We start from the raw sequence: 15,083 nt of genomic DNA, 5'->3' as shown, positions 1-15,083 counted from the left end.
TTATGATACATAATAGAAGTTACGATCGGGTTTACTTAGCAAAAGGAAATACCGATCTGCGGAAATCGATAGATGGACTAGCTGCCATTGTGCAAGAGAGTTTCGAACTCGACCCTTTCTCTCCTTGTTTATTTGTGTTCTGTAATCGCAAACGTGATAAATTGAAAGTCTTAGAATGGGAACATAATGGTTTTTGGTTGCATTACCGACGATTAGAACGCGGAAAATTTCATTGGCCTTCCGGTGAAAAAGCCGAGGCCATGTCCATTAGCCATCGCCAACTTCGTTGGCTATTAGATGGTTTACCCATTCATCAACAACATGCACATCGCGAAGTAAAAGCACGAACTATTTTATAAAATAATCGTAAATAAATATAAGAATCCGACTAGGCAATTCGGGTTCTTTTTCGTATACTTATCCTATGAAGAATTCATCCACTAACCCAGAATCAATTGAATACTTTAAAGAACGTGCCGAAAAGCTTGAAATGGAAAAGGAAGAGTTAGAGGCTAAATTAAAATGGTATGAAGAACAATTTCGCTTAAGCCAGCAACGTAGATTTGGTGCTTCTAGTGAGAAGTCCAATTCGGACCAACTATCCCTTTTCAATGAAGCAGAAGATACAGCTAATCAAGTAGCAGAGGAACCTACGGTTGAAACCATTACGTATCAACGAAAAAAGCAAAAAGGTCAACGTGACGCAAAGCTAGAAGACTTGCCTACGGAAACGATAGAGTATCGTTTATCCGAAGAAGAGCAGGTTTGTTCGTGTTGCGGTGGAAATTTACACGAAATGAGTCAACAAGTAAGAAAAGAATTAAAAGTGATTCCAGCTCAAGTAAAAGTAGTGGAACATGTTAATCACATTTATAGTTGTCGATATTGTGAAAGGCACGAGATAGAGACGCCGATCGTATCAGCGCCGATGCCACAATCGGTATTCCCTGGAAGTTTAGCTTCGCCATCGGCGATGGCCTATGTTATGTCGCAAAAGTATGTGGAAGGATTGCCACTCTATCGTCAAGAGAAAAATCTTGAGCGATTCGGCGTTTCTATTCCACGTCAGACACTAAGTAATTGGATTTTACATGGTGCTCATACATGGCTAGAACTCATCTATAATGAAATGCATGATCAACTTTTGCAGCTTGATATCGCTCATGCAGATGAGACTACCTTGCAGATTTTATCTGAACCAGGAAGACCAGCAAAATCCAATTCGTATATGTGGTTATACCGATCTGGTCATACCGATAATCCTATTATTTTATACGATTATCAACAAACCAGAGCCGCCAAACATCCACGACGTTTTCTGGATGGATTTCAAGGATTACTGCATGTTGACGGGTATCCAGGTTATAATGGATTACCCAATGTCACATTGATTGGATGCTGGTCGCATGCACGTCGCAATTTTCGGGAAGCTTTGACAGCTTTACCAGAAACAGCGACTACCATATATACAAAAGCACAAGAAGGTTTAACCTTCTGTAATAAACTTTTTGATATAGAACGTGAATTAAAGGACGCAAGTCCAGAAGAACGTTATGAAAAACGTTTAGAACGCAGTCAGCCAGTGCTGGATGCTTTTTCCGCATGGCTTCGTGAACAAACACCACGTGTGTTACCTAAAAGTGCACTAGGAAAAGCGATCAAATATTGTCGTAACCAATGGGAACAGTTAGAAGCCTTTCTCGTAGACGGACGTTTGGAGATAGATAATAATCGTGCGGAGAGATCTATCAAACCATTCGTGATGGGCCGCAAGGCCTGGCTTTTCAGCAATACAATGAAAGGTGCAAAAGCTAGTGCCATTACATATAGCATTGTGGAGACAGCAAAAGAAAATGGATTAAATCCATTTCATTATCTATGTTATCTTTTTGAGGAGCTTCCCAATATGGATACGACAGATAAAGTAAAGTTAAATCAACTTCTGCCATGGTCACCAACAATTCCAGAAGAATGTCGTGTACCAAATAAATCTAAATAAAGCATAACATTAGTCCACATCTAGAAATAGGTGTGGACTATTTTACGCTTACCTTTAAATAAGACTTCCTTTTTTCGTATATAAATCATGAAATTACTCATAGTTCAATTTAATCTAAATAAATCCATATCTTATTGGCACAAAAGATCTATTTTACATACTTCGACATATAGTGCATATTAATTTTTAAAATTATAGTGTAAATAAAAAATTTTTGTTACAAATTAAAAAAACTCTTAACAATTCCTAGTACTTTCGCATATAATAGTAATGTGATTCTATACTAACAATAAGGGGTGTGGTTCAAAATAACTAGGTAAAAAGAAACTATATGGAGGTATTGTATTAAATGAGAATAGTAGCAATAACAAAACGTTTTCTCATTTCTACACTTATCTTATTTTTAATTTTCCCTCAACTAAATCTAGCTGCACTTGAGATCGATAGAACGAAGCCAGAAGATGATATACCCGAATTACTCTATGTTTATAACAGAGAGAATGATGAGGATTTTATCTATTTATACAATGAGCAGACCACGTTAGAAGAAAACATCTTAACAGAAATCCCTAACGGCTCAGAAATTATCATCCTAGAAGATGGTGTTGATGATCAGATACATACTGATACCATAACAGATTTCGTTCTTGTGGAATACACAGCAGATTTTATTGAAAATGAAGAAGAAGAAATAACATATCAAGGTTATATTCTTGCAGACTATATTTTCAATGAGGAAGAATTAGAAGAGATATTAAATTATGTAGAAAATGAAGCTGTCGAGGAAGAAAAACAAGCTGACTTAGAAACCGATGCGGGCTCTGAAGGCAATATGGAATCTGATCTAGAAGAAAATGAAGCTGACAGTGATAGCGATGTAGACTCTGATCTAGAAGAAAATGAAGCTGACAATGATAGCGATGTAGACTCTGATCTAGAAGAAAACGAAGCTGACAGTGATAGCGATGTAGACTCTGATCTAGAAGAAAACGAAGCTGACAGTGATAGCGATGTAGACTCTGATCTAGAAGAAAATGAAGCTGACAGTGATAGCGATGTAGACTCTGATCTAGAAGAAAATGAAGCTGACAGTGATAGCGATGTGGACTCTGATCTAGAAGAAAATGAAGCTGACAATGATAGCGATGTGGACTCTGATCTAGAAGAAAATGAAGCTGACAATGATAGCGATGTGGACTCTGATCTAGAAGAAAATAAAACTGATGTAGAAAGTAATGCTAGCTTTAAGCAAGCAAAAGCGTTTAGCAGTTTTTCTATGAATATTCAGTCTTTTTCTGCTACTAATCAACAACAATACACTGGCATTGCTCTACAAAATCGTACTAATGTCTATCAAAGCCAATCTTCAAACTCCAACATATTAAAAAGCTATGCCCAAGGCAGTATTCTAAAATACCGTGAAAACACAGGTAATTGGTATCGAGCCAGAGTATATGCAGGTGGTAAATGGCAGTGGGGATACATTCATAAAAGTCATGTAGAGAATGCTACTAATAACCAACAGCTGATTGAAGGGATTGCCAAGCAAAGCACTACGAGAGTCTATGAGAGTGCTTCAACAGGAGCTAATACCTTAAAATCTTATTCCGCTGGCCATATCTTAAAATATCGCACATTTTCCAATAACTGGTATCAAGCAAGAGTAAGAGTGAATGGAGAATGGAAACTAGGATACATCCATAAAAATCATGTAGAAAACGCTACTAACAACCAGCAAGTAATTGAAGGAATCGCCAAGCAAAGTACTACTCGAGTTTATCAAAGTGCTTCCACAAGCTCTAATACCTTAAAATCTTACTCCGCTGGTCATATCTTAAAATATCGCACATTTTCCAATAACTGGTATCAAGCTAAGGTAAGAGTGAATGGAGAATGGAAACTAGGATACATCCATAAGAATCATGTAGAAAACGCTACTAACAACCAGCAAGTAATTGAAGGAATCGCCAAGCAAAGTACTACTCGAGTTTATCAAAGTGCTTCCACAAGCTCTAATACCTTAAAATCTTATTCTGCTGGTCATATCTTAAAGTATCGTACGTATACTAGTGACTGGTATCAAGCAAGAGTGCGGGTTAATGGTGAATGGAAGTTAGGCTATATCCATAAAAATCATGTAGAAACTGCTACTAGCAATAAAGTAAGTACACAAGGGTATGGAAATAAGAAACCTACAAACGTATATGCTAGTGCTTCTAAAAGTTCCAAAGCATTAAAAAGCTATTCATATGGTTCACTACTTAAATTTAGAACCTTCACATCAGAATGGTATCAGACTAATGTTTATATCAACGGCAAGAAACACACAGGCTATATCCATAAAAGTGATATTAGTGCCAATCCATTACAAACTGTTAAACATACCAATGTGTCATATAACTATACTTTTAAACATATGGTTGATCGACAAATGGCAGGGACGCCAAAATCAGATGGGGCAGGACTTGTTGCGGCAACTCGTGGAGAAGTTGAGTTTTTTGCAAATCCTAACAACTTCGGTCGCAATAGCCAAGAATATTATCAATTCTTGTCACTATCCAGTCCTACAGGGTTAACGTCAGCACAACTAAACAACATGGTTCTAGATAGTTCTAAAGGGACGTTATCTGGAACAGGACAGGCCTTTATTCAGGCGGGCAGAAATAACAATATGAATGAAGCATATTTAATTGCTCATGCTTTACATGAAACAGGTAATGGTAAATCCACTCTAGCTAAAGGAGTTCCAGTTGATGGAAAAGGAAATATTACTAGAAATTCTAATGGACAAATAGCCGTTACATCTCAAACAAAGCATACAGTTTACAACATGTATGGTATCGCAGCAGTAGATAATAATCCTACTAATGTCGGTGCAAAATATGCCTTTGACCGAGGCTGGTTCACCCCAGAAGCTGCTATTATTGGCGGAGCGGATTTTATTAGTTCTTATATCAATAGAGGACAAGATACCTTATATAAAATGCGTTGGAATCCAGCTAACCCTGGATACCCACAATATGCTACTCATGTAAGATGGGCCACAAGTCAAACTAAAAATATCTACAATATTTATCAAACATTAAGCAGTTATAGTGCGACCTTTGAAGTACCTACTTTCAATAATACACCAACCACAGGAAGAGTTAATGCCTCTACCTTAAACGTCAGATCAGGGCCTTCTACAAGTAACAGTACTGTTGGCCAATTAGCAAACGGAGCTAATGTTACTATTATCGGTGCAAACACAAATGGCTGGTATCAAATTAGAAGTGGCAATACTTCTGGCTGGGTAAGTGCTTCTTATATTAATTTGAATCATTAAATGGATCAAATAGTTATTTGAATAAACCTGTTGACATCTATACGTTCAACAGGTTCTTTTTTAATTATCTATTTTCCCATCAAAAAGGATATCAACAAATTGAAAATCATTACCATTATTAATACCTAAACTGAGTTTTAGATCCATTTCTTTTAGTTCATTATACACCGATGAATTAACAGTAAAAACACCTTTCAGCCATTCCTTGTCACCGTTTGATCTTTCTTTCATCAATTCGATAAACCTGTTACCTATCTCATCTAAGTTGAAATAATTATCAAGATACAGAAAGTATTTTTCATTTGGTGTACCCGCGGTTAGCGCATTCTTTATATGAAAGTGTAGCTGATACTCCTCCACCTCTTTCTTAATTGATATCCTCTCCACTTCTGAAAGAAGTACTTTTTGCTTTGGACTTTGAATATGCCTGTCCTCATCAAGCTCGACGTCATGTATTACCTTTAACCATTTTTCTTTTATAACTTCAGGTTTAAATTCCATTATTTTTTGTTCTGCTTTTTTAGAGAATTCCTTTAGTACTTTCTTATTTTTTTGGAGATAGATTATCTTTTCCGCAAGTTGTCCTATATTTCCATCTTCTACGATATAGCCATTCTCGTTATTATCAATTAATTCTCGAGGCCCATAATAAAAATCATAGGCAATGACTGGTGTTTTATTACTCATACTCTCTAAGATGGTTATTCCAAAACCTTCAAATTTAGACGTTATAATAGAGATGCCGCCAGAATAAAAAACTTCATGAGGATTAGTCGTATAGCCTTTTATTGTAACTGCTTCACCTAAATTATTCTCATCAATAAAAGTTTGATACTTCGCCTCTTCTTCGCCTGCTCCCCATAATTCTAATTTTAGTTTAGGCAACTCGGCATAAGCAATCTTAAAAGCCTTTAATATATCAAAAATCCTTTTTAATTTAACAAACCGCGAAACAACAATAATTTTATTATCGTTTTTTCTCTTCAATCGACTGACTTTTTGTTCTATAGCATGATGCGGTATTCTATACAGGTTCGGAGAATAACCAAACTGATTAATTACATGCTGGTATTGATGCTTTGTTAATAGCACTATTGCCGAATAGTCAGACAGGTTACTCAACGCTAATCCATTATACTTCCTGATCTGTGACCCGAAGTGGTAAGGGCTGTTTAGGTGTCTGCTATGAATTTGCGCAACTGATTTGATCTTTCGGGTAGTATACCTATTGTCTATAAGCGTATGATCCAACCATCTATACTCACAGAAGAAGATACCATTCTCATGTAATTCATTCAGAGTTCCAATCCAAAATTTATTCATTTCATCTTCGTTAACAAACTTATTCTTAATCTTTTGATCTTGGTCAAAACTGATACATTGAATGGTATCACCTGTAGTACGGTCACTTTCAATTCTTAGATATAACCTGCCACCCTTCGTAAAAAAGTCTTGTCGTATAATATTTTGTGTTTGCATATTAAAGTAAGAAGTTTTGATGATATTTCCAAGAGAATCAAATATATCTCGTTTTATTTTTCTTTTCTTTTCATCGAACGTGTCTCGGTAGGTCACACTGCCTTTTTTATTTAATTGAACATAATGCACTTGTACCTCGCCCTTAAACACCTTATATGCATTCTTCCCTTCTACATATCTATAATCAAGGTTTTCTTCTTTTTTAAAAGGCACATTCTCAATTTTACTCGAAAGGTATATCTTCTCTCCGGCAAAAAACTCATAAACATTTAAAAATTCAATAGAGTCAGGTATCTCTCTTTGAATTATTACAGATTCTACAATTTCCCCATAATCTCTTTTGAAATTAAAAGTTAGTATATAAGATTTTTCAGCATAATCTGCTAATAATTTTGCTCTATTAAAAATGGACTGTGTTCTCCCGCCTGAATTTTTACTAAACGAATCTGTCAAATAGAAGAAATATCTGTTGGATCGCTCCATTCATAACCCTCCCAGAGTAATTGACAAATATACTTTATTTAAAGATGTTATTTTTGATATCTAATATCTTTCTTCTAACTCTAAAAGGAAGAAGATGGCTTAGCTTGAATCTTGGTAATTTTAATGGTTCTATTAACCAATCTTCATTATCTTCAATGGCTTGATAAATTCTTTCTGAATTCCGATGATCCATAAATGTAAAATATTCATTTCTTAACTCAGCGAATTGTTCTTTTTCTTTAAAGTTATTTTTGACATAATATTCTATAGTTTTTAACAATTCATCCGTATTATAAGTGACATCTCCAAATAAATCGTTATCTAAATCCATATATGTTCCTTCATACTCTAGGTATTTATCCTTATCAAAATGGAAAAAGACACACGGTTTTTTCAGATAGAACATTTCCCAAATCACACTGGAATAATCTGAGATCATTAGAGAGCTATGCATAATCATCTCATCCATAGGTACTTCTAAGAAGCCAAATTTCTCAATATTTGGAGAATTGGTATCAAACAAGTCGATATAATCACGGAATTTGGGATGCAGGAAAAACTTTAACTTCACATTATTTTCTTCCAATAATGCATGTAGCTTAGGAGAAGACAGAAATGCATTATATTTTTGGAAATATTCACTTTCTACAAATTTCTCTTTCTCCATGCCATCCATCCATGTTCTCCATGTTGGCATAAGGAATATTTGTTTATAATCAATTTCTTCTGTCTTGTCTCTCAATCCATCCCATCTTGCAAGTCCTGTAGCAACCACTTCGGATTCATCATAACCCCAGTCATTAATAATCATCTGCTTTTCAAATTCAGATGGTGCAATCACCAAATCAAATACATTACGATCTTTATGAAAATCTCTAACCCGCTTCAAGCCATTTACCCCATGCTGCAGATATACAAGCTTCTTATTGGTTAAAGTTTTTGCCAGTCTGCTTTTCTTTAATTTCAGGTTATAACTATTTCTTTTGGTATCAGATGAAATTAATAGCTGTGCCGCAAACATATAAACAAAATATTTAAAAGACATAAAATAAATAACCTTATCTTTTTTGTCTGCCAAATTATTCATTTCTGGTGAATCTTTTTGGATTATATAATAGAATTCATCATGCTTCTTATTCTTATAAACATAATCAAAGAAATAGTAACCACTGTCATGTGCAGACATGGCCAGTTTTTCAAATGCAAGCCAAATATTTTTTTTCTTGTAGTGATTAGCGAATAGTTTAACAAATAAGAAAGCCAAATTTTCTTTCAGTAAATAATAGCGATTCTCATAATATTCTTTCTCTCTATAGGTGAATGAAAGATCATTCCCTAACGTAATGTAAGGATAGATAATATCTGTCTCATTTACATTAAACTGATACTTAGAAATAGTTTCATTCACATCCCAAATAATTTTCTTTGCAACAGAGCTGATCTTGATAAAATACTCTTTATTATTATCAATTACTCCTATATACAGGTCCCAATAAAGCGGATAAAGATTGGCATCGCTTAGGTCTATAACAGATTGAATAACTGTCTTACCATTAAATTCACTTACTGTATCCACATTAAAGCTTCTCTTATCAATAGTATCTTTATTTCGCTGGATCAAATAGAGCGAACCAATGTCAAACTTATCCGTATACGGTGAGATTATATTCACATTCAAATTCACGTGGTTTCGCTTCATATCAAAGTTACTAATTGTTGCCTTCAGCTTATATTGCTCTTTGATAAGGTTTGATAAATTATTTTTTTGCATTGCCAATTCGTTATTCTCTGTAATATAGACTCTAACGCACTGTTTATAGGTGGAATTATTGGAAAATTCCTGTTTGAACGGCTGATAAAAACGTTCTGGTTTCTCCAAAAACGCCTCTTCAAAATAACCAATTCGATAGCTTAACGTGCTTTTATCATCATTGATCAAGAAGAAATCCCATCGTGCAGTATTAATCGATTCTATCTGTTCAAGCAAATAACTGAAATCAAAAGTAAAGGAATGCTGCTCTCGTTTACCTCTGATATAATTTATTTGATTTTTTTTCCTCAACTTAACTAGCAGGAATGGTTCTGTATTTGTAATCTTATCTTGATCTGCTGGATGTATGGAAAAAATCAACTTACTTCCGTCTACCTGTATATCCTTGATAGCCAAATCTTCTTTATGTTTCAAATTCCCCATGTGGAAATTGTATATCGTCTTATCGATATAACCTAATGCTAGTTCATTACCGCTTAAAACATCCTCTAACATATTAACCATATAGATAAATTCATCGGTATAGATGAAAAGAACAGCTTCTCGTACGTTATCAATTGATACCTGTTCCAATATGGCTTTATTTTCCTCTTGCAGCACTTCTGCCTCACTGTAAGTGGTGTCTGTTAATAATTCAATCTTGGTTACATCATTTAAATGATCTAGTTGGAGAATTAGATAATCTTGATCATAACTTTCCAGCTGAACTTGAAAATGGTTATATATATATTTCTCTCTTACTTGTTTTTTTAAGGGTATATATTCATCATTTGTTTCAGAGAAAGACAAGCGAAATGAGTGCTCCCCCATTTGCAGCAATAACTCCAATTGAAATGGGCCTTGTACATATTTGTTGGGTACAATTAGCTGATCTTGCTGGTATAACAATGAAACAATATATCTAATCCCTGTTTCTTGTTGAGTTGCGATAAGCAAATAATTTCTCCAATTCATCATCTGATCACTATCTAACGCAATCGCAGATTGGTTAGTGATCAGACCTCCCCCAGAGCAGATTATTGGCATTTTATCCATAGCAACAAATAGATCATCTACATGTAAAAACTTCACAAATATACTCTGTTGATCACATAATACGACCCCTGATAACCGTGCGAAGAATGGAGTCATTCCACTCTTTTGTACTTCATAGGGCATTATTTCATATTTCTTATTTAGAAATTCCAGTTCATAGAATATATTTCTAGGGAATTTTCCTTGCACTTGCAATATAATCCCTGTTCTTTGATTATCTATTTCAGTCTTTTCAAAGTGTACTGCTTTGCCACCAATCTGTATATATTCAACTTCTGCTGCCATTTCCTGAGGAAGTATAAATGTATGCTGCTTGCTTTGGAAATCCACTTCTATATGATTCATCTTTTCACCCTACTTTAGTCTTTTAATCACATTAAATATTCTTTCTGAATTATGATGGTCTACATATTTAAAATATTCGTGATGCAGTCTCTGATAGTCTGGCTTCATTTGGAAGTTATTATTGGCATATTCACTAATTAATGTTACCAATTCATCTTTATTTACAGCACGGTCACCAAATAACTCCTGTTCCATATCAATATAACTGCCTTCATATTCGTTGTACTTTTCATAATCAAATTGGAAGAATGCTACTGGCTTCTTCAAGTAGAACATATCCCATGTAACAGAGGAATAATCACTAATCATCATTGAGGCTTCCATTATTTCTTCATTAACTTTGATATTTTGGAATTCCTTCAGTTGAACGTGTTCATTTCCTAACTGAAACTCCGATACATATTGTTTAAACTTAGGATGAAGAAAGAACACTAATTCCAACTGATGACGTACTAAGATCTCCTCTAACTCCTTCGAATTCAGAAAATTAACGTAATTATCATAGTAATCTGTTTTCTTAAAGTCTTCCGCCGGCATATCTTCCATCCATGTCCTCCATGTCGGCATAACAAAAATCTTTCTTCGCTCCTGATTTGATGATTTATCGATTAATTTATCCCATCTAGAAAAACCTGTAACAGCAATTTCGTTTAGTTCATATTTCCAGTGCTGATGTATTATTTCTTTTTCCATATCAGAAGTTGCAATAACTAAACTGAAATTCCCTCTTCCCTTTGCCTTTTTAAATACATTGGATTGCTTTAAGGCTGTTACCCCATGCTGCAAAAATACACTTTGTTTACCAGCTATCTTCCTTGGTACAAGACCAGATCGTACCCTTAAATTATATACATGACGTTTGTTTTCAGAAGATACTAGTAAGTCACTTGCAAAAAGCATCACAAAATATTTAAACGACATAAATGGAATTATTTTCTTACTTTCCTTGCTCACTTCATCATAATCAGATGAATTCTTATCTAAAATATAGTAAAAATTATCGTGCAGCTTATTTTTATCTACATATTGGAAGAATGCATAACCATTGTCTTGTGCCGTAGAAGAAAATTTCTCAAATCCTATCCATATTTCCTTCTTTCTAAAGTAAAATGGCTTTAAGGCAATGTGAGTGAAATAAGCTAATTTCTCTTTGAACTTGGTTTTTTTATTCTCATAAAATTCCTTGTCCCGCATCATAAATGCAATTTCTCTCTTTAACGTCACATAAGGATACATAATTTTATCATCTGTAAACACGGCATGGTTAAGATAATCCTTGTTGATCTTCTGTTTTAATTTATTTTTCGCACTTGTCACTTTAATTAAATCCGTTACATTGTCATTGTCTTCAGCCGTAATAAAAACATCCCAATACAATGGAAAGAAATCTTTATCCCAATTCACCTGATACGAGGCCTTAACTATACTTGTTTGTTCATCCTTTGGATGTATTTCTAATGGCTCTAAAACAAGCAATCTTGATGTATCCTGTGAGCGAAGCTTAATTACGATACCCTTAATATCCAGATCCGCCTCTGTCTTCACCTCTACAGCTAGTGTAAAACCAGTATTACCATCCTTCACTAGATCGACCATTTTGGTTTTAACTCGGTGTTTTTCTTTAAATACGGTATAACTGGCCGCTTTATATAAAGAAAGGAAATTATTTGAAGTCGTATAAATAATCATTGCATCCTGTTCTGTATGAGTATACATATAGATGAGTTTCTCAGACTCTTCTCGATTCACTTTTAATCGACGGCGAATGGAATTATCCATTGTTAAAAACTCTGCATAGAAGTCCCATCTCTCTTTTGCCAAGTCCAATAGCCATTCTTCATCAATTTCTATTACTATACTTGAATCTTCTACTTGAAAAGGAACTGTTATCCTTTGTTTACTCTTTCTTGCCATGATTACTATTTCTGTTAGTATCTGGGTATCTAACTCATCATCCAGTAAACGAAAGGATAAGCGTTTCTTATCTCGATGATCCGAGATCACATCTTGAATCAAGATATCACTTTTCTCATTAAAAGGAATGTTCTCTGTATACAATTCTTTTGGTAAATTTAATAAACAGAGATGATTATTCTTGAAATGAGCACCCGTATAATTCTCATATTCATCTTTTACTTGCCCGACAATATAATTTGCGTTTAATTTAGTCGGAATCCCCTGGACAATATCATCTATTAATAGATAGTCATGAAATGGATAGACAATCTTAAGTTGCCACTCCCCCACTGTAACAGTGTCCTGAAGTGGTATCACCATTGTACTATCCGTGTAATGAAAATTAAGGAGTATACTTTCCTCATTCTCTTCATTTACTGCATATACCCGTGCTTTTGACGAGAAGTTTACTTGATCCTCTTCCATATCTAAACGTAATTGCTTTTCTTCTATTTGGGCATTCTTTACAGCTGCCTCTCCAGATAAACTTTCACTATATGCTGCTAAATCTAGGTCTTCTTTCAATTTTAGAGTAAAGGATGTATTATCCCCTTCTACGACTAACTTATTTCGATGGATTAAGCAATATCTCGACATACACGTTACTTGATCATTCATATATAATTGGTAAGTTTGCTTACCTTCCAATTGTTGCAAGGGCATGGTTACGATTAGTTCTTCTGATTTTTCGATAAAATTCAAACTTACCTTACCATTCAATTCATCGACTAATTGGATACTGGTGATTTTCCTATCAGCTGGTTTTTCCAATATAATTTGCTGCTCACCTACTGATAAAACATTTATCTCTTGTTTCAATTTCTAGTACCTCCAGAATGGTTATACTTCGTATCTCCAATATAACACAACAAAATTGAATGATATATATATAAATCAAAGTATATGTTTTCATTTCTTTTACAATTTCTTTACAATTATCACATCATTTTTCATCAAATAACACCATAAAGCTACTTTCCTTTTAATAAGTTTGTAAAACGTAGAAGGTTATAATATGATATAATAGACATGTTTTACATTAACTTAACATTTCCAGGAGGCTTACCATGAAGAAAGTAATTACTTATGGAACGTTTGACTTAATTCACAGAGGTCATATCAATATATTAAAACGAGCAAAGGAGTTAGGCGATCATTTGACGGTGGCTATCTCTTCTGATGAGTTTAATGCCGGTAAAGGAAAAAAGGCTTATCATGATTTTGAACATAGAAAACTAATCCTTGAAGCGATCCGTTATGTTGATGAAGTAATTCCCGAGCATAACTGGGAACAGAAGATCAAAGACGTACAAGAACATGATATTGATGTATTTGTTATGGGCGATGATTGGGAAGGTAAATTTGACTTTCTAAAAGATTACTGTGACGTAGTGTATCTGCCAAGAACTGTTGGTATTTCTACCACTAAAATTAAAGAAGATTTAGGTACGGTGAAAGATGGCTAGAGAGTTCTTGATCTCATGCTATCTCTTCTTTACCAAGTGCCTGTTTACACTATGTAAATTGTTCCCGATGCAGGCCAAAAAGATTACCTTTGTCCTATCTTTTCACGATACAGGTGAAAGTATCTGGAATCACTTGGATTCTGGTTATCAGAAAATCATTATTAAAGAAGGTAAGAAAAAGAACTATCCCAAGGAAGACGGGAGCTTTCAGGTATTACCACTGCATTCCAAAAATCCGTTTCTATTTATTCGTTCCCTATATCACTTAGCCACATCCAAACTAATTATAATCGATAATTATTTTGGATTTTTATCTGTTACCAACTTTAAGCCGGAGGTGCAAGTGATTCAATTATGGCATGCTGCCGGAGCGATTAAACAGTTCGGGTTGCAAGATCGATCTATCACTCATCGAAGTAAAGCGGCTCATCAGCGTTTTCAACAGGTGTATGACCACTTTGACAAGATTGTAGTGGGTTCGGATAAAATGGTGGAAATTTTCCAAGAAAGCTTTGGCTTGGACGAGTCTCACTTTTTGAAGACAGGTATTCCTCGGACAGACTTCTTTTTTCAAGAACAAGAGATGGAAAAATGCCGACACAAGTTAGAGCAGAAATACCCGGTGATTAAAGAACGCAGAGTGATCTTGTATGCTCCGACGTTTCGCGATAAACAGCTTGATCATCCTGAAATCCATCTGGACTTTCAAAAGCTATTCGATGCCTTTCGCAAAGAGTACGTTATTTTATTAAAATTGCATCCAGCCGTAGCTGCTCATGCGTATGTTCATTTACCAAGCTTTGTCGTCGATGTCTCTGCTTATCCTTATGTCAATCATTTGCTGACGATTTCAGATATTCTGATTACCGATTATTCTTCGATTCCGTTTGAGTTCTCGTTATTGGACAAACCGATGATCTTCTTCCCTTATGACTTGGAGGAATATCAACAAGAACGAGGATTTTGGGAACCATATGAAGAGAATATGCCTGGTCCCATTGCTTTCGATACAGAGCAGCTTATCGAGATTATTAGGAACCATGAGTTCGATATGGAACGGGTTCGGCAATTTGCCCGCAAATGGAATCAATATTCAGACGGTTCCTCCAGTAAAAAATTAATCCAGGCCTTACACTTAAAAACACAAGACTGCTCTGATAAAGAGGATGGCACAACCGACGAAATATAGATGAAAAAACGAGCAATGCTACAAAAAGCACTGCT

The 15,083-nt window shown here is 34.9% G+C and carries 8 protein-coding genes; 5 read left to right on the top strand and 3 right to left on the bottom strand.

All coding sequences use genetic code 11. From position 1 onward, the window contains the following. The first annotated feature begins 2 nt into the window (after positions 1–2). From tnpB to JOD18_RS17110, 3 genes are all read left to right on the top strand, one after another. On the top strand, positions 3–359 hold the full coding sequence (tnpB, locus tag JOD18_RS17120; RefSeq protein WP_130860866.1) for an IS66 family insertion sequence element accessory protein TnpB: 357 nt from the start codon (positions 3–5) through the stop codon (positions 357–359). 65 nt (positions 360–424) lie between these two features. Continuing rightward, on the top strand, positions 425–1,999 hold the full coding sequence (tnpC, locus tag JOD18_RS17115; protein ID WP_130860864.1) for an IS66 family transposase: 1,575 nt from the start codon (positions 425–427) through the stop codon (positions 1,997–1,999). Positions 2,000–2,348: 349 nt separating this feature from the next. After that, complete coding sequence (locus JOD18_RS17110; RefSeq protein ID WP_204670335.1) at positions 2,349–5,324, top strand: SH3 domain-containing protein; 2,976 nt, start codon at positions 2,349–2,351, stop codon at positions 5,322–5,324. Positions 5,325–5,384: 60 nt separating this feature from the next. Here JOD18_RS17110 and JOD18_RS17105 read toward each other — a convergent pair whose 3' ends face one another. From JOD18_RS17105 to JOD18_RS17095, 3 genes are all read right to left on the bottom strand, one after another. Next, positions 5,385–7,256, bottom strand: coding sequence for a glycosyltransferase (locus JOD18_RS17105; protein WP_204670334.1), 1,872 nt, complete (start codon positions 7,254–7,256; stop codon positions 5,385–5,387). A 64-nt stretch (positions 7,257–7,320) separates the two neighbouring features. Next, the gene (locus tag JOD18_RS17100; protein WP_204670333.1) at positions 7,321–10,437 is read right to left on the bottom strand and encodes a CDP-glycerol glycerophosphotransferase family protein; all 3,117 of its coding nucleotides are present in this window, start codon (positions 10,435–10,437) and stop codon (positions 7,321–7,323) included. Positions 10,438–10,446: 9 nt separating this feature from the next. Next, positions 10,447–13,212, bottom strand: coding sequence for a CDP-glycerol glycerophosphotransferase family protein (locus JOD18_RS17095; RefSeq protein ID WP_204670332.1), 2,766 nt, complete (start codon positions 13,210–13,212; stop codon positions 10,447–10,449). Between the two features lie 248 nt (positions 13,213–13,460). Here JOD18_RS17095 and tagD point away from each other — a divergent pair, with 248 nt between their 5' ends. Both tagD and JOD18_RS17085 read left to right on the top strand, forming a co-directional pair. Next, positions 13,461–13,859 carry a glycerol-3-phosphate cytidylyltransferase gene (tagD, locus tag JOD18_RS17090; protein WP_204670331.1) on the top strand — a complete coding sequence of 133 codons (399 nt, stop codon included), beginning with the start codon at positions 13,461–13,463 and terminating at the stop codon, positions 13,857–13,859. Between the two features lie 67 nt (positions 13,860–13,926). After that, positions 13,927–15,048: a CDP-glycerol glycerophosphotransferase family protein gene (locus tag JOD18_RS17085; protein ID WP_239588194.1), complete on the top strand. Its 1,122-nt coding sequence runs from the start codon at positions 13,927–13,929 to the stop codon at positions 15,046–15,048. Positions 15,049–15,083 lie beyond the last annotated feature (35 nt).

The sequence above is a fragment of the Gracilibacillus alcaliphilus genome (genome assembly GCF_016909015.1).
Taxonomy (GTDB): Bacteria; Bacillota; Bacilli; order Bacillales; family Amphibacillaceae; genus Gracilibacillus; species Gracilibacillus alcaliphilus.
Note: the sequence above shows the minus strand (reverse complement) of the source record. Positions and strands in the feature narration are given on the sequence as shown.